This is a genomic window from Kitasatospora sp. NPDC004669, from assembly GCF_040609455.1.
In the GTDB taxonomy this organism is placed as follows: domain Bacteria; phylum Actinomycetota; class Actinomycetes; order Streptomycetales; family Streptomycetaceae; genus Kitasatospora.
On the sequence record NZ_JBEXKB010000072.1, the window covers coordinates 11,654 to 26,751 of the forward strand.

The 15,098-nt window shown below is 69.8% G+C and carries 14 protein-coding genes, 1 tRNA gene and 2 pseudogenes; 9 read left to right on the forward strand and 8 right to left on the reverse strand.

All coding sequences use genetic code 11. From position 1 onward, the window contains the following. Window positions 1-255 precede the first annotated feature (255 nt). A complete protein-coding gene (locus tag ABZW30_RS38180) occupies window positions 256-1,173 on the forward strand; it encodes an NADP-dependent oxidoreductase (protein WP_355675882.1) in 918 nt (305 codons plus the stop codon). 1,465 nt (window positions 1,174-2,638) lie between these two features. Then, window positions 2,639-2,890 carry a hypothetical protein gene (locus tag ABZW30_RS38185; protein ID WP_355675883.1) on the forward strand — a complete coding sequence of 84 codons (252 nt, stop codon included), beginning with the start codon at window positions 2,639-2,641 and terminating at the stop codon, window positions 2,888-2,890. Window positions 2,891-3,102: 212 nt separating this feature from the next. Here the strand turns inward: ABZW30_RS38185 and ABZW30_RS38190 are convergent, their stop codons facing one another. Next, window positions 3,103-3,510, reverse strand: coding sequence for a hypothetical protein (locus ABZW30_RS38190; protein WP_355675884.1), 408 nt, complete (start codon window positions 3,508-3,510; stop codon window positions 3,103-3,105). Between the two features lie 433 nt (window positions 3,511-3,943). Between ABZW30_RS38190 and ABZW30_RS38195 the strand changes: the two are divergent. The 4 genes and pseudogenes from ABZW30_RS38195 to ABZW30_RS38210 all read left to right on the forward strand — a co-directional run. Then, window positions 3,944-4,123 (forward strand): annotated as a pseudogene (locus ABZW30_RS38195) (DUF4193 family protein); the annotation flags it as partial. A gap of 243 nt (window positions 4,124-4,366) precedes the next feature. Further along, window positions 4,367-4,443, forward strand: a tRNA-Met gene (locus ABZW30_RS38200). A 231-nt stretch (window positions 4,444-4,674) separates the two neighbouring features. After that, the gene (locus ABZW30_RS38205; RefSeq protein WP_355675910.1) at window positions 4,675-4,821 is read left to right on the forward strand and encodes a CGNR zinc finger domain-containing protein; all 147 of its coding nucleotides are present in this window, start codon (window positions 4,675-4,677) and stop codon (window positions 4,819-4,821) included. 864 nt (window positions 4,822-5,685) lie between these two features. Beyond that, window positions 5,686-6,192, forward strand: a complete 507-nt coding sequence (locus ABZW30_RS38210) for a DUF308 domain-containing protein (protein WP_355675885.1) — start codon at window positions 5,686-5,688, stop codon at window positions 6,190-6,192. 344 nt (window positions 6,193-6,536) lie between these two features. Here ABZW30_RS38210 and ABZW30_RS38215 read toward each other — a convergent pair whose 3' ends face one another. Then, window positions 6,537-6,941, reverse strand: a complete 405-nt coding sequence (locus ABZW30_RS38215; RefSeq protein ID WP_355675911.1) for a peptidoglycan-binding domain-containing protein — start codon at window positions 6,939-6,941, stop codon at window positions 6,537-6,539. Window positions 6,942-7,379: 438 nt separating this feature from the next. Between ABZW30_RS38215 and ABZW30_RS38220 the strand changes: the two genes are divergently transcribed. Then, window positions 7,380-7,748, forward strand: a complete 369-nt coding sequence (locus ABZW30_RS38220; protein ID WP_355675886.1) for a peptidoglycan-binding domain-containing protein — start codon at window positions 7,380-7,382, stop codon at window positions 7,746-7,748. 381 nt (window positions 7,749-8,129) lie between these two features. Here ABZW30_RS38220 and ABZW30_RS38225 read toward each other — a convergent pair whose 3' ends face one another. Further along, entirely contained in the window at window positions 8,130-9,386 is a 1,257-nt protein-coding gene (locus ABZW30_RS38225) for an Ig-like domain-containing protein (protein ID WP_355675887.1), read from the reverse strand. Between the two features lie 322 nt (window positions 9,387-9,708). On the opposite strand from ABZW30_RS38225, the gene ABZW30_RS38230 reads away from it, so the two are divergent. After that, window positions 9,709-11,049 (forward strand): helix-turn-helix domain-containing protein, encoded by a 1,341-nt coding sequence (locus tag ABZW30_RS38230; protein ID WP_355675888.1) that lies wholly within the window; start codon window positions 9,709-9,711, stop codon window positions 11,047-11,049. Window positions 11,050-11,196: 147 nt separating this feature from the next. Here the strand turns inward: ABZW30_RS38230 and ABZW30_RS38235 are convergent, their stop codons facing one another. The 3 genes from ABZW30_RS38235 to ABZW30_RS38245 all read right to left on the reverse strand — a co-directional run bounded on the left by ABZW30_RS38235 (window position 11,197) and on the right by ABZW30_RS38245 (window position 12,489). Continuing rightward, entirely contained in the window at window positions 11,197-11,520 is a 324-nt protein-coding gene (locus tag ABZW30_RS38235) for a hypothetical protein (RefSeq protein ID WP_355675889.1), read from the reverse strand. A 68-nt stretch (window positions 11,521-11,588) separates the two neighbouring features. Next, window positions 11,589-11,948 (reverse strand): DoxX family protein, encoded by a 360-nt coding sequence (locus ABZW30_RS38240; protein WP_355675890.1) that lies wholly within the window; start codon window positions 11,946-11,948, stop codon window positions 11,589-11,591. A gap of 46 nt (window positions 11,949-11,994) precedes the next feature. After that, window positions 11,995-12,489 carry a cupin domain-containing protein gene (locus ABZW30_RS38245; RefSeq protein WP_355675891.1) on the reverse strand — a complete coding sequence of 165 codons (495 nt, stop codon included), beginning with the start codon at window positions 12,487-12,489 and terminating at the stop codon, window positions 11,995-11,997. A gap of 81 nt (window positions 12,490-12,570) precedes the next feature. Between ABZW30_RS38245 and ABZW30_RS38250 the strand changes: the two genes are divergently transcribed. Further along, window positions 12,571-13,422, forward strand: a complete 852-nt coding sequence (locus ABZW30_RS38250) for a LysR substrate-binding domain-containing protein (RefSeq protein WP_355675892.1) — start codon at window positions 12,571-12,573, stop codon at window positions 13,420-13,422. Window positions 13,423-13,698: 276 nt separating this feature from the next. Here the strand turns inward: ABZW30_RS38250 and ABZW30_RS38255 are convergent. Further along, a pseudogene (locus ABZW30_RS38255) lies at window positions 13,699-14,448 on the reverse strand (IS630 family transposase); the annotation flags it as partial. 155 nt (window positions 14,449-14,603) lie between these two features. Beyond that, window positions 14,604-15,065: a DUF3592 domain-containing protein gene (locus ABZW30_RS38260; RefSeq protein WP_355675893.1), complete on the reverse strand. Its 462-nt coding sequence runs from the start codon at window positions 15,063-15,065 to the stop codon at window positions 14,604-14,606. Window positions 15,066-15,098 lie beyond the last annotated feature (33 nt).

Here is a 15,098-nt window from a genome sequence, read left to right on the forward strand (position 1 = left end):
AACCGGATGACAGTTGCCACCTCCAACCGACAGGAACAACGCGATCACCAGCCCTTCCGCGGTGGGCGGAGCAGATGCGGCGGTGGTGCGCCTGTGCCGGGGAGGCGGTGAGCCGGTTCGAAGCGGCGCTTGACAACGATTTCCTCGCTCTACACCTGTGCCGATCAGTGGGGTAAGACGCCGAGGTCCGACACCACTAACACTCATGAACCGTAGGCGCCGTGCGGGCGAGGACTGATACAGAGAGGTGTCCAAATGAAAGCGATCGTGGTGACGGACCAGGCCGCAGGAACGGCCGGGATGACACTGACGGAGCGGCCCGATCCGGAGCCGGCGATCAACGATGTCGTCGTTCAGATTCATGCGTCGGGATTCGTCCCGACCGAGATGGCGTGGCCCTCGACCTGGACCGATCGCCTCGACCGCGACCGAACACCGTCGATCCCCGGACATGAGCTGGCCGGAGTGGTCACCGCCCTCGGCTACGGCACGGCGGGTCTCTCGGTGGGACAGCGCGTGTTCGGCCTCACCGACTGGCATCGCGACGGCACCCTCGCCGAGTACGCGGCTGTCGAGGCACGCAACCTCGCGCCGTTGCCGGGCGACGTCGACTTCACCGTGGGCGCTAGCCTTCCGATCTCAGGCCTCACCGCGTGGCAGGGACTGTTCCAGCACGGCCGCCTCCAGGCGGGGCAGAGCGTCCTCGCGCACGGCGCGGCCGGCGCAGTCGGGACGATGGTGACGCAGCTCGCACGAGAGGCCGGCGCTTACGTCATCGGCACCGGACGTGCCGCTGACCGTCAGAAGGCACTCGACTCCGGCGCAATGGAGTTCGTCGACCTCGACAACGACGCCCTGGAAGACGTCGGCGAAGTGGACCTGGTCTTCGACGTCATCGGCGGAGACATCCAGAAGCGATCCGCAGGCCTGATCCGGGCCGGAGGAACACTGGTAACCGTCGTTGGGCCGCCTGAGGCGCTGCCCGCCCACGGCCTGGCGATCGACTTCGTTGTCGAATCCGATCGTGCCCAACTGGGTGAGATCGTCCAGCGGGTGCGGGACGGACGACTGCGCACGAACATCGGCAACGTCGCGACCCTCGACGATGCCGTCGCCGCCCTCAACCCAACCGAGCGACGCCAGGGTAAGACGATCATCCGCGTTCGTCCGTGAGGGCTCGGGGACAGCACGGTCCTTCCGTTCTCGTCGATCAGCATCAGCTGCGTAGCGATGTCGGACGACGTGCTCGACGCCGACACGGTGGTCACGAGTCCGGTACGGATTGTCGCTTACGGACAGCAAGATCCTCTGGCGGCAAGCAAGCCTGCTCGTCACACTGTCGGCGCGGGATCCTGGTCACTCGTTTCCACTCGATCGTCCCGTGTCGGTCTCTGCGCCGGACTTCGGTCACTTGGCGTTTGTGCTGGTGAGCGCTGGTGTCAGTGACTGAAGTGACTGAGGCTGGGGGTTGGGGCAGGGAGGTTCGGGGTTGTCGGCCCGCCGACGGCATTCCGGGGAAGGCGACCACCGTGGCGGGGAGCTCGGCTGGCGGGTTCTCCGATCGGTCAGGAGCGGCCGGATGTGGCCGGCACGGAAGGCACGCTCGCCGACACGCTACGGCGCCGCCGGGGCACCTCGGGCGGGAATGAGGCGAAAAGCTCGCGGTCGCGACCGGCCGACGCCGTTGTCGGTGCCGACTGCCATCGTGGTGACGAATCGTCATATCGCGATCACAGGGAGCTGCCGTGGAGTACCGGAAGATGTCGCCCGAGGCGAAACCGGCGTTCCTGGCCGAGCGGCCGAAGTGCGAGCTGTGCGGGGCCAAGTCGATGGCCGGCTGGACCGTCAACCCCGACGTCGAAGGCCTACCCGAACGGGAGCACCAACCCGCTGCGCGGGAGCATCCTCCAGGTGTTGGGCGTGCTGAAGGCCGCGACCGTCAAGCAGGTCTGGCAGCTTGCGCAGCCCGACCACGAGTACCCGAACACTGTCGCCGGCGGGCTGCGGGACCTCGCGCTGAACAAGGTGGCCGAGCAGCGCGGTACCACCTCCGGCCTGAAGAAGGAGCCGGACCCCGAGGGCGACGACGGCAACAACGTCCAGGCCGCGCCCGCGAAGCCGAAGACGAAGCGAAAGCCGGTCCGCCCGCCGGGGGCTGGGGCGGTGATCTGGGGGGGCTTACCGAGCTCGGCCTGGACGCCGCTGCCACCACGCTGCCCAGAGAGCGGAAGATGGGCAGCAGGGCCCGCTCGCTCGGCCGCGGCACCGGGGCCCCGCACGCGATGGCGGTCAACGACGCCATCACTGGCGCCGGCACGATCGCCGACTGGACGACCGAGGACTCCCACTCCCTGCCCGGACCGCCAGCAGATCGCCGACGCCGTCCTGACCGCCTCCGACGACCGTGTGCCGGTGCTCCTGGTGGAGGTCGACCTCCACAACGGCGACAACGCCAAGATCGCCAGGAAGTTCGACGGGTACGCCGAGTACTTCGCCCTCACCTACAAGGACCCCAACCCCCAAGGGCACCCGTCCCAGGCCAGGCAGCTGCCGGTGTGGCGGCGCAAGTACCCCACCGCCTCGGCGAAAACGCTGCCGCCGATCGCCCTCGTCCTCGGCGGCGCCGGCGAACGCGGCCATGCACCCCTGCTACACCTGCCAGGGCTCCATCGGCGGCAAGCCGGACTCGATCGCCGAACTACGCAAACCGGCCGACCCCTACCGCCTGGAATGCCCGGACTGCGACTACAAACGCCACTCCACCGGCCGCCCGGCGATCATCCTGCCCCTGCCCACCAACCGCGAGCGCCGCCGCGCCGCCGCCGGTAAGCTCGACGACCCCTACTGGCACATCCGCATGCACCACGCACAGGAGTACCCCGACCGCTGACCAGGCCCCACGGGACGGCAGCGACCAAAGCGACCGACCCCGAACACAGGCCGACCGGGCGGTGCGCGCCACGGGCGATGGGATGCAGCGCGCACCGCCCGCCCGATCCTGCCAGAGCCCTGCAACCCGGCTTCCCGGCAGACCCGGCCAGCACGCCACCGCGCCCGCCAGGCACACGCCGATGAAGCGAACTTCCACCCAGGACGGGCAAATCAACGGTGCAGCGAAGAAGCGTCGCTCCGGCCTGCGGCGGCCCGGCAGTTTCCTGCCGTCCGACTCATCGGTACGGCCGCTGCACCTGTTGTGGGCGGGGGTGGTTGGTCGGTCAGTCGGGCGCGTGCCCGGGCGGCGAGGTGGTGGGCGTGGCGCAGGTGGTGGCTGATCGCCGGTTGGAAGCTGCCGCGCAGTCGGTCGGCCGTGTCCAGGGCGTCCGCGGCCCGGTGGAGAAGAGCGCCCGCCTCCTGCATACGGGGGTCCACCGCGCGGGAGCGCTCGCATGCGCAGGAGCGCGCCATACGGGCGAGCTCGCCCGTACCGGGGTCGTCCAGGACGGGCGCACCCCACCAGGCCAGTTCCCCGGCCAGCGCCTCACGTGCCTGTTGTCCGGTCGGTCCGGCCAACGCCGCCACCGATAACCGGTGATCATCATCCACAGCCCGATCCTCCCCAGCAATCACATCACCAACCCCCTCCCCAGGGCGAATCCTGGCTCTATGCCAGGTATCTGCCTGTCTGCGTCCCGTTCTCCTCGGAATCTACAGGTGGTTGGTCTGGGTGCCGACGGCCGGCGTACCGGCGCGCCCGGTCCGCCGAGGAGGCGAACGAGGCGAGCAGGTCCCGCCCTATCGCGTTGATCGCCGGCAGGGCCGGGGTCGATGCGCTCGGCGTGAGAGCCCGGGCCGTGGGAGGCGCCGCGTACCGCGCGCTCGGGCCCGGGGCGGGGTAGTGGCCTTGCGGCCAGCCCGTTCGAACTCGCGGTGTGCCGGTACTTCGCCGGCCGGGCAAGTGGTACGACTCGCCTTCCGGAACCGTCCCTTGACGAGAAGGTACGCCTTGGCAACCTACTACGACGCCCCGCGCAACACTGGCGACGACGCCGGCGACGACAGCATCGAGGAACTGAAAAGCAGGCGTGATGACAAGCAGGGCTCCGCGGTCGACGTCGACTGGGAGGCCGCCGAAGGCCTCGCGCTTCCGGGTGCCGACCTGTCCGGCGAGGAACTCACCGTCCAGCGTGCTGGACGTGCGAGGGACCGCTCGGCGGCGGTCCGGGCTCCGAGCCGGAGTTGCGTGAGGAGACAACGGCCGGGGCCGCCGAGTGCCCGGACTGCGATGCGGAGCGCGCCGGCGCGTGCGGCGAGCCGTTGATGCTGCCGCTGCCCACCGACCGTGGGCGCCCAGTGTGGGCCGGCCCGGCGGCCCGGCGGGAAACCGATTTCGTGTTGGCACGGTCGTCGCTTAGGGTGGTCTCACCGACGCGGGGTGGAGCAGCTCGGTAGCTCGCTGGGCTCATAACCCAGAGGTCGCAGGTTCAAATCCTGTCCCCGCTACCACCAGGGCCGGGGCCGGCGCACGATTGCGCGGGCCCCGGCCCTGTTCGTTGGTCGGCCGGTGGGGTGCGCCGCGCGGCACAAGACGTGGTGGCTGGAGGGCGCGGCCCCGGCCGCGATGCGGTGGCCGATGAGCAGCGGTCGGGGTGGCGACGGGGTGGCGGCGATGGGGTACGGGCAGTGGGCGCCGACGTAGACGTGCGAGGTGTCGACTTCCTGACCGGCCCGGATCGGGTGCTGCTGCGGGCGTGTAAGGCGCCTCGATGCGTCCGGTACTTCCTGAAGACCCATGGACGGCAGGAATGGTGCAAACCTTCCTGCGGCAACCGGGCCCGGGTCGCCCGCCGCTACGGACGGCAGCGTGCGGCCACGAGCACGTAGGGCCCGGTCGGCGGACCTGGTGACAGCAGAGCTGGAACCAGGGATGACGGCCGTTCGAGGAGACCTGCCGACTTCCATTCCAGTGTTGTCCGAACTCGTGAACATTTCGATTCACTGCGGGCTCCAACTGCCTCCCCAACTCATTGACAACTGCTGTCCTTTCTCGCGGACAGAGCCAATTAATCGGAACCTACAGTGTCCGTCCCCGTCCCCATCTGTGAAGGACGGTGCTGAGGTGGTGGTGAAGCGTCACACCGAAGGGCGGTGAAGAGCCGACGCCGATCGTTATCACCCGACGACAGCTGAAGGCGCAGCCATCGGCGAGCGACTACTGGCATCCCCGCCGACGGCTCGCCCTTGGCACGACGGCGCCCTGTGTGAGGGTGACCCGGTGGATCGGCCTTCTCCCGTAGAAGCGATGACCGTCCTGTCCGAAGCCGACCAGGGCTTCGTAGGCCTGCCTGTCTCAACTTCAACGGTGGGACGTCTCATGTACACAGGCCGCCCCGCGTCTCATTGTCCAGGTTTTCGGCGTGAGACAGCCTCGCCACCACTTGGGACAGCACTGACCACCCATCAGTCTCTCTGCGAATGCGCATGATTGAGCTGCGCCAGCGGCCGACCCGCAGCGGACACGGCCCTCGCCCTGCGCGGCCCCGAGCAGGCCCCACCCACCCGTCCGAGGGTGCGCCGCAGCCAGTTCTGACGCACTCGCTCGCGTTCCCGGGATGGGCCGCCCACCGACCACCAGGCCGCTGAGCCCCACCACCAGGAGAAGGCCGGCCCCGACAACGGCCGACGTCCCGGCTGCGCCCCCGCTCGGGGGAGTGAGACGGGCAGGGGTCGACGGTGACGCTTCCTCAGATGCGCCCGACCTGCCAAGATCCGCTGGTGAAACACGTGACTTACCGTCTCCATCCGGCACAGATACGCCGCCAGTGGATCTTCTCGACGCTCTACCTGGCCGGTGGTGCCTACCTTCTGTACCGCGGTTCGCTCTTCCCGATGAACGTCCGGACTGCCGCGGTCATGGCTTTCGGCGTTCTCCTGATCATCGGTGGACTCCTCCAGGTGAGGGGCGCCTTCAGTAGCGTGAGCTTCGACGAGCGCGAGATCTGGTGGACCGGGGCGCTGGGCTCCCGCAAGCGGTTCGCCTGGGCGGACATCACCAACGTCGAGGTCGGGAAGAACCGCAACCGCCCCGATTCCGGGGACGTCGTGCGGGCCACCCACCGGGAGCACGGCGACTTCAAGCTGCCGGCGGTGATCGGCATGCCGGGCGCCTGGCGCGACCCGGACTTCGAGACCAAGGCAGCCGACGTCATCGCCACCTGGCGTGCGGCGACGGCGACGTCCGAGCCCGCGGCGTAGTCGGGCATATGTGGCCCCTCGTTCGCCTTTGGACGAGGGGCCGCTGCTCAGGACCGCGTCGCGCGCCGTACCCAGTAGTGCCAGCCGGCCTCGATCTGGCTGGGCGGCCAGGCGAGCGCGTCCTTCTCCAGGGACTCCTTGTGGTCGGTCCAGTGCCGCACGGGACCGGCCGCCTGGGCGGTCAGCTGGACGGCGTGCGCGATGTCCCGGCCCGCCGTGAGCAGGCCGTGTAGCTGCGTGCGCGCGGGTCGAGTTCTCGGGCAGGCCGATGAGGATCGGGTCGGCGGTCCGCCGCCCCTGCGTGTGGAGGGCGGGGGCGGCGGTGTCAGCGTCGTGCCGGGTGGTTACCAGGTGGTGGGCAGGTACGTGTAGCAGTAGGAGGTGCTGGTGCCGCCGCCCGCGCGGTAGGGCATGTCCGAGCCGGTGTAGGCGGGGTCGCCGTGGGCCATGAAGGCGTTGCCGGTCTGGGGGCCGAGGACGCCGTCCTGCGGGAGACCCATCTCCTCCTGGAAGTCCTTGATGGCCTGCTTGGTCTCGGGACCGAAGCTGCTGTCCTCGGCGGGCTCGTGGTGGTCGGAGCCAGAGGTGCGGAACCAGTAGGAGATGTTGTGCTGGGCGCACCGGACGCCGTGGGGGTTGTTGGTGTAGCCGGCGCCGATGTGTCCGGCGCTCGGGCTGGCGTTGGCGGTGCCAGTGCCGAGGATGGCGGCAAGCAGCGGCGCTGCGGCGACGGCGGCGATCTTGGCTATGCGCTTTTGGCTATGCGCTTACGGTTGGCCATCGTGTATGGGTTCCTTTGATCGGGTGTTGAATGGGCGGATTCAGACAGCAGGGGCGGTTTTCGTCGGGATGTCCATGCTGTGCGCGGCACGGACAGGCTTCCGGGCCGGTGCCGACTTCGTCAGATCTATGGTGTCTTCACGAAGTCGTCGGGCGGCTGCGATATGTGACGACGGCCGCAGTCGGTTCGGTGGTCTTCGGGTGGGCGGCCGGGCATACGTCTCCCGGCCACCGTGCAGTGGAAACATTATTGCGATATGCGGTGCCGTCAGGGGGCATCACACGACAAAAAGCGGACCGTACGCGTCAAATGGACGCATCCCGCAGTGGAGGCTGGCGACACAATGGTTGAGCCGGACCCGCTTGACTGTGCGGCGGACTGGATCCGGTTTCCACGAGGAGTCAGTGTGATCAACAAGAAGGTCGTGTCCCGGATCGGCACGATGGCGGCCATCGCGGCTCTTGCCCTGGGTGCGTCCGTCGGTAGCGCGAGCGCTGCCGACGTCGGCAGTGTGGGTCCGAACTCGTCCAACACGGATGCCGTCCAGTGCATCCAGGTCGCGCTGAGCGCGTGGGGCGGCGACGGCGTCATCGACGCTGACGGTCGTTACGGTCAGCAGACCTATCAGGCCGTGATGGACTACCAGAGCGCCAATCACCTGGACGCCGATGGCATCGTCGGTAAAGACACCGGCACCAGTCTGTGGGCTAACTACCTTAGGCATATGGCTGACTGGCACAACGAGTACTGCCTCTCCGTCACGCCCACGCACTAGGGGAGTCGAGCCGTCCGGCTGTTGGCCACAGCACGTCCCTTTTCCGTGCCGTTCTGTAGAGGAAAAGTCGCAGGTCGGCGGGCATGGGACGTGTGGGACGCCGGTGGGACGGGGGACGGTTGATCACCGCTGAAGGCCGACGGCACAGTGGTCGAGCCGGGCCCGCTGGATTGGGCGGCGGGCTGGATCGGCTTCCGTACGACAGGAGTCGGTGTGATCAATGGTTGCGCGAAACGTCCCATGCGCCCCCTGTCTCACCAGATCCATCCCGACGACGCCCGCAACCTCACGGCCCGCCTGCGGGGCGAGTGCTGGAGCGTCACGAGCGCCTTGGTGCGGGCGGCAGCGACTTCGTGCCGGCGAGGTAGGCCGTTCAGCGGGCTACCAGGTGGCCCAGGGGAGGTTCCAGCCGCTGAGGCCGTTGTCAGGGGCGACGGTCTTCTCCTTGGTGTTCACGACCGTTACGACGTCGCCGATCAGCGAGCTGTTGAAGAACGACCCGGCGACGGAGGTGTCGCTGCCGCCCTCCACGTCCTTGAGCGAGACGCAGCCGTGGCTGGTGTTGGCCTTGCCGAACGGGTCGCCCTTGTACCAGTAGTTGCCGTGGAGGTAGGTGCCGGACCTGGTCAGCCGCATCGCGTGCGGGGCGGCGGGGATGTCGTACTCGTTGCCCATGCCGACGGTCTGGGAGTTCATGTGGGCGACCCTCTCCTTGGACATGATGACCATGGTGCCGCCCCAGGAGGGGTGCTCGTCGTCGCCGAGGGTGGCGGGCACGGTGGTGGACTTGCCGTCCCGCACGATCGTCATCTGGTGCGTGGCGGCGTCCGCGGTCGATACCTGGGAGCGGCCGATGGTGAACGGTTCGTCCTTGTCGACGTCGCCCCACACGCCTGGGGCGACTTCGACGTTCTTCAGCCGGTAGTGGATGGTGACCTTGGTGTTCGGCTTCCAGTACTCGGCCGGGCGGAAGTCGATCCGGTTGTCGCCGAACCAGTGGCCCTTCACCTCGGTGCCGTTGTCCGTCTCGAAGGTGATGGCCTTGGCGACGGCGTCCTTGTTCACGACCTTGGTGCTGAAGTCCACCTTGACGATCATGCCCACGCCGTAGGTCTGGCCGTCGGCGATGTTGTCGTTGGTCGACACCTGCTTGCCGGGCAAGGCGGTGGTGAAGGCGCTGGTGGCCGCGGAGACCAGACCGTCGGCGTCCTTCGCCTGGGCGTTCACCGTGTACGCCGTGCCGGGGGCGAGTGCGGCGGCGGGCTTCCAGCCGGTGCCGTCGGGGGCGATCGAGCCCTGGACGGGCTTGCCGTCCTTGTCCGTCACGTCGACGGCGGTGAGCGTGCCGTGGGAGACGGACACCCGGAGCGCGGTCGGCGCGACCCCTTGGGTCCCGTCCTTCGGCTCCACGTCCAGCACCGCGGTCGACGTCCTCGGCGTCGCCACGGCGGGCGCCCCGCCGGAGGCGGCTCCGGAGGCGGCGGTGCCGGCCGGCGCGGCGTCACCGCCGCCCTCGCCCTGGCCGTCGCCGCAGGCCGCGGTCATCAGCAGGACCCCGCCCATCGCCAGTGCCACCGCGCCGCGGTGGAGACGGTCGCTGGTGCGTATCGCGGCCCGGGCCGCCCGAACAGTGCTCACAGTTGCTCCCTCTCGGTGTTTCGCCGTCAGCTTGTGCGCCGGTTCGTCTCGGCCGCAACGGTGGGCTGGCGATCAGGGACGCGGGGACGCCGTTACCCGGTTTGAGCTGGGAAGACGTAATCTTCCTGGGACGCGTTCGCGGGGCTCAGGGAGGGCGCGGCCGGTTCCGGAGGTGCCCTCGGGGGAACCGTGGGACGGTCTGCGGCGTGCTTGTCTGCCGGAGCTCGTGTCGGCCCGCGTCCGGGTGGTCCGGCGTCCCGGTGGTCCGGCGGCCGGAGCCGGGGGCGCCGCCGAGGGGGTTCACGAACGGGGTGGAGGAACAGTGCCAGAGGGGACCGGGGGAGTGCGGGAGGCGGACGAGGTTGCGCGGCTGCTCCAGGAGCTGAAGAGCCGGTCGGGGCTCAGTTACGGCGCGCTGGCGAAGCGGCTGCACGTGAGCACGTCGGCCCTGCACCGTTACTGCAATGGTGATGTGATGCCGGTGGAGTTCGCCCCGCTGGAGCGCCTCGCGCGGCTGTGCCGGGCGACTTCGGAGGAGCGCACCGAGCTCTACCGGCTGTGGGGCATCGCCCACGCGGCGCGGGCGAACCGGCAGGCTTCCGCGCCCTCGCCCGCACCCTCACGCGCACCCGAGCCCGCGGCTGAACCCGAGCCCGCACCTGCGGCGGAGGCTTCGTCAGCGGCCCCGGTGGCGCGGACGGTGCCGGGCACCCCTGACGCGCCGGGACCGGCGGAGGAACCGGCCACGGGAGGCGCCACCGGGGCCGGCGCGGCCGCCCCGGAGCGTGCCCCCGCCGTACCGCCGCAGCGGCGAGTGCGCCGGGGCGCACTCGCCGCCGTGACGGCCGCAGCGGTGCTCGCCACCATCGGGGTCGTCGCCACCGGCCTTGAGACCCACTCGGACGGTTCGCCCGCCTCCGTGCCCGCCCGGGCCGTTGACGCCGGTCCGTCCGCCGAATCCCCGACGCCGGCCCCTGTCGCCGAGCCCGTCGGCGCCCCCACTTCCACCAGCGCGGGCGCGACCCCGTCGGGGCCGGCCGGCGCCGCGGACCAGGGCGCGAGCGCCCCGATCGCCGTCGCGGTCCACCCCTCGGGCTGGGACACCGAGTGCGACAAGTACGTGGTCGACCGTCCGCCGTCGGAAGTCCCCCGCCCGCCCGCGCTGGTGGACGTCCCGGCCTGGGTCTCCCGGGTCGGTGCGGTCCCCGGCCACTACCAGTCGATCGAGCTCACCGTGCAGGGCAGCGGCAGCGAGACCGTGGTGCTGACCGCCCTCAACGTCCGCATCGCCCGGATCGCGGCCCCGCTGCCCTGGAACGCCTACTCGATGGCCGAGGGCTGCGGCGGCGGAATGGCCGTCCACTCCTTCGACCTCGACCTGGACGCGGCCCGCCCCCGTCCGGTCGTGACCGACGGCAGCACCGGCCTTCCGGTCAAGGTGAGCGAGCGGGACCCGGAGGTCATCGAGGTGACCGCCGAGACCACCTCCCACGACGTCAGCTGGTACCTGGAACTGGAGTGGACCAGCGGCAACCGCAAGGGCACGCTGACCATCGGCCCCGGCGCGGGCACGCCCTTCCGCACCAGCGCGGTCAAGGGCCGGCCGCTCTACAGCTACCCGATCGGCGGGAAGGCCTGGGAGCCCAGCCCCTTCCAGCAGTGACGGCCGAGCGGGGTCCCGCCACCGGGGCCCCGCCGTCCGCCCGCTCTCCCGGAGCCGGGCCGACGCTTCGGTGGGTCGCCCCGCGCGTGGCCCGGGCGGACCCGTTGCTGTTCCGGGGTGCGGAGCGACCTCGACGGTCAGGTCCTCCTACCCGACCAGGGCCGCCAGGTTCGCCAGCTCGTTGCGCCTCCCGGCGACCAGTCGGTCGGTCCACTCCTGGTCGTGCATGGCGTCGACCGTCATCGCCACGTGCACGCCGTCATCGGTCGGCGTCAGCTCGATCGCGGTCAGGAACTCGTACGGGGTCATCCCGAGGATGAAGTCGGCGAGCGTGGTGCAACCGAGCCGGCGCTTCGGCTCCACGACGGTGAAGGTCTTGCTCGACACACGAAGTGGACCAGAGCCCGATTTGCGACAGCAGATGTACGCCTCACCGAGCAGCGCGTGGATGGCGGCGTGTTCGATGTTCACGTGAAATGACAGCAGTCGTGTGGCGGCTGTCCCTGCAGTTGCATCCACCAGTCGAGGGCTGTGCTCCATCACAGCCTGGTGGCCAGCCAGATGGTCACAGCCGCGGTGGTGGCGAGCCCGACGTTGAGTGCGACCCGGCGGTCTTCGCCGGTCAGGTGGACGGCGATCGCACCGGCCTGGAGGAGCGCGAAGCCGCTGGCCGCGGCCAGCGCCAGCGGGGGCGCGATGCCCGTCAGCGGCGGCAGGATCAGGCCGGTCGCTCCGAGTATCTCGACCGTCCCCAGCACCCTGAGGGCGGGCAAGGGCATGCGGTCGACCCAGGCCATCATCGGTCGGAGCTGATCGCGGCTGCGGATCACCTTCAGCGTGCCCGCGTAGAGGTAGAAGAGGGCGAGCAGTCCCGCGACGATCCAGTAGGCGATGTTCATAGTTCCCGTTCATGGGTCACCGGTTCACGGGGAACCGTCGACTGCTTCAGGCGAAGTCGGTGGCAGGCTCGGTCGCGTAGCGGCTCATCGCGTCGATATTGGCCTGTGGTGTCAACGGCCGGCCGCCGGCGAGCACCTCCTGGAGGTCTCGGAAGTACTGCACGTACAGGTCGGGGGTGAATGTGCTGAGCATGACGGCGGGTTGGTCGGTCAGGTTGGCGAAGGTGTGCGGGGTACCGGGCGGAACCATCACGAGCGTGCCCGTGGTGGCGTCGTGGTCCTCGTCCCCGACGGTGAACCGCACGGTGCCGGAGAGGATGTAGAAGGCCTCGTCGTGCTGGGCGTGGCGGTGCTGCGGCGGTCCCTGGGTGTGCGGGGCGAGGACGGACTCGGCGATCGCGAGGCGGTGTCCGGTGTGGCTGCCGTCCTCCAGGACGCGCATGTGCGTGGTGCCCAGAACGATCGTCTCGCCGTCTCCGGGACCCACCACCGATACGGCGGGGTCGGCCTTCGGTGCGTTGGTCTCTGCTTCTTCGGTCATGCTCACAAGTGCACCGCCGGGGGCCTGCCAGTGTCCAAGACCCGTCCCGCAGCGCCGATACCCCGTGGGTATCGTTGCAGCGTGGAGCTACGGACCTTGCGCTATTTCGTGGCCGTCGCCGAGGAACTCCACTTCGGCCGGGCAGCCACCCGACTGCACATGAGTCAGCCGCCGCTGAGCCGGGCGATCAAGCAGTTGGAGGCCGATGTCGGGGCCCTGCTGTTCGCCCGCTCACCCACCGGCGTCACGCTCACTCCGGTGGGCGCGGTGCTGCTCGACGAGGCGCGGGCCCTGCTCGACCACGCCGACCGCGTCCGTGCACGCGTGAGCGCGGCAGCCGGCGCCGCGACCATCACCGTCGGCATCCTGGGCGACGGCACCGACCCGGGAGTGGCCAGGCTGGCCGCCGCCTACCGCCGAACCCACCCCGGCATCGACATCCGCATCCGCGACACCGATCTGACCGACCCGACGTGCGGGCTGCGCGCCGGACTGGTCGACGTCGCCCTGACCCGGGCGCCGTTCGACGAGGCCGCCCTGACGGTGCGTGCGCTGCGAACCGATCCGGTCGGCGTGGTCCTGCGCGCCGACGATCCGCTGGCCCGCCACGACCGGCTGCGGCTGGCCGAGCTGAGCGACCGCCGCTGGTTCCAGTTCCCGCAGGGCACCGACCCCACCTGGCAGTCGTACTGGAACGGCGGCACGCCGCGCGAGGGCCCGGTGGTGCGCTCCGTCCAGGAATGCCTGCACGCCGTGCTGTGGAACGGCACGGTCGGCCTGGCCCCGCTCGGGCACGACCTGCCCGCGGAGTTGGCCGTGGTACCGCTGACCGACATGGTGCCGAGCCGAGTGGTGGCGGTGTGGAACGAAGGTGACACCAACCCGTTGATCCGATCCTTCATCGAGATCGCGACAGCCGCCTACCGTCACTGAGCGTCGGCAACCGGTGCTGCCGGTGCTCGTGAACAATTCGAACACGGCGGCCCTCGGAACTGCCTCCCGAAGTGGTGAACGTCTGTTGCCCCTTCCCGTGTACAGAGCCAACCGGGGATCCGCCCGCGCGGTGTCGGTGCCGGCTGGGATGCCGGCGGGCACGGACGACGAGGCGCTGCTGCGGGGCCGGGTGTACGGGGCGGACCACGACGCGGGCGAGGCGAACTCGGGCTCGATCCAGTTCAGCCACGAGCCGTAGGTGGGCAGGAAGACCAGCTCGACCTCGTTCGCCGCCGTCCAGGCCCGCACATCGGGGTGCTTGTGCGGGGAGAAGTTGTCCAGCACGACGTACGGCTTCTCCCCGGGCCAGCGGGCGTGCAGGGCTTTGAGCAGGCCGAGGAACTCGCGCCATCGCTTCCGCTTGCGGATGCGGTAGTGGATCCTGCCGGTGGCCGGGTCGAGGGCCGCGAGCATGTGCATCATGCCGCCGTAGCGGTTGTACGTGGCCCGCAGCCGGCGCGGCGAGCGCACCGGACGCCAGGCCTTGCCCTTGCGGGGCTGGAGGTCGAGCGGGCCGAACTCGTCCACGCAGACCACCCGGCCGTCGGCGGGCGGCGCGTCGTAGAGGTCGAGGATCCGGTGCATCTTGGCGAGGAAGGCCGGGTCCGTCGAGGCCTTCCACGTGGTCGTTGTCTGCCAGGAGACCCTGCCCTCGCGCAGAATCCGGCGCAGGGTCTCCCGGCTGACCGCGGCGACGACCTTGTGCCTGACCAGGTGCTCGGCGAGCTTGGCCAGGCTCCGGGTGGAGAACGCGGCTGTGCCCCGGTCGGCGGGGGACGTCCGAGCGATCAGGCAGATGCGCTCGCGCACCTGGTCACTGATCGGCTTCGGGCGTCCCCCGCTCCATTTTGGGTCCAGTGCGTCGAACCCCCGCTCGTTGAAGGCGTGGATGACATGACGCACGTAGTCCTCACCGACCCGCAGCAGCGACGTGATGTTCCGCACCGGCTGCCCCTGGGCGGACATCAGCACCACGATCGCCCGCCGCAGCCTCACCGGGTTCTTCGAGGTCCGGCCGATCCGCCGGTGCTGAGGAAGAACGGCAAGAAGCGCCACCTCCGGCGCGGTGATTTGGGCGACGCCCAGCAGCACAACGAGCACTGACGACGTGTCGGGCCGGTTCAGTGGCCGAGCTCGGTCCTGGCGAAGAAGAACAGAAACCATCCCGCCGCGACGGCGGCACCCGCCAGCAGGGCAGCGAGGAGGGCCGGCCACACGACCTCGATCCACATCGGCAGTTGTTCGCGGTCCGAGTGCACGACACGGGCCCGGAAGGGCTGCTCCGGGTCGTAGAGCACTTTCACCTCGTCGCCGGGACCGTACGGAGCGCCGTCCGGCCGACGAGGCCAGGTCTCCGTCCACCCGGTCCGCTCGCCGGGCAGCTCGAACGTGATGATGGTGCGCTCATAGGGGTTGCCTTCGCTGTTCTCGAGCTGACGGAGCGAGTCGACCCGGCCGGTGGTCCGCACCCCACGCTGCCGCAGGGCGGCAAGTCCCTTGGCGAAGAGGATCACCCGCACCGACAGTGCGGCGAGGCCGGCCGTGACCGCCAGACCCACGACGAAGAACAGTAACGGTCCCATGCCGTCAAAGTACCGTTGAAAGACGGGAGTTGC

Bases quoted from the DNA above. Each gene is read 5' to 3' on its own strand.
- ABZW30_RS38180 (WP_355675882.1), top strand. From the start codon at position 256: ATGAAAGCGATCGTGGTGACGGACCAGGCCGCAGGAACGGCCGGGATG.
- ABZW30_RS38185 (WP_355675883.1), top strand. From the start codon at position 2,639: ATGCACCCCTGCTACACCTGCCAGGGCTCCATCGGCGGCAAGCCGGAC.
- ABZW30_RS38210 (WP_355675885.1), top strand. From the start codon at position 5,686: ATGCGCCCGACCTGCCAAGATCCGCTGGTGAAACACGTGACTTACCGT.
- ABZW30_RS38240 (WP_355675890.1), bottom strand. From the start codon at position 11,948: ATGAACATCGCCTACTGGATCGTCGCGGGACTGCTCGCCCTCTTCTAC.
- ABZW30_RS38245 (WP_355675891.1), bottom strand. From the start codon at position 12,489: ATGACCGAAGAAGCAGAGACCAACGCACCGAAGGCCGACCCCGCCGTA.
- ABZW30_RS38260 (WP_355675893.1), bottom strand. From the start codon at position 15,065: ATGGGACCGTTACTGTTCTTCGTCGTGGGTCTGGCGGTCACGGCCGGC.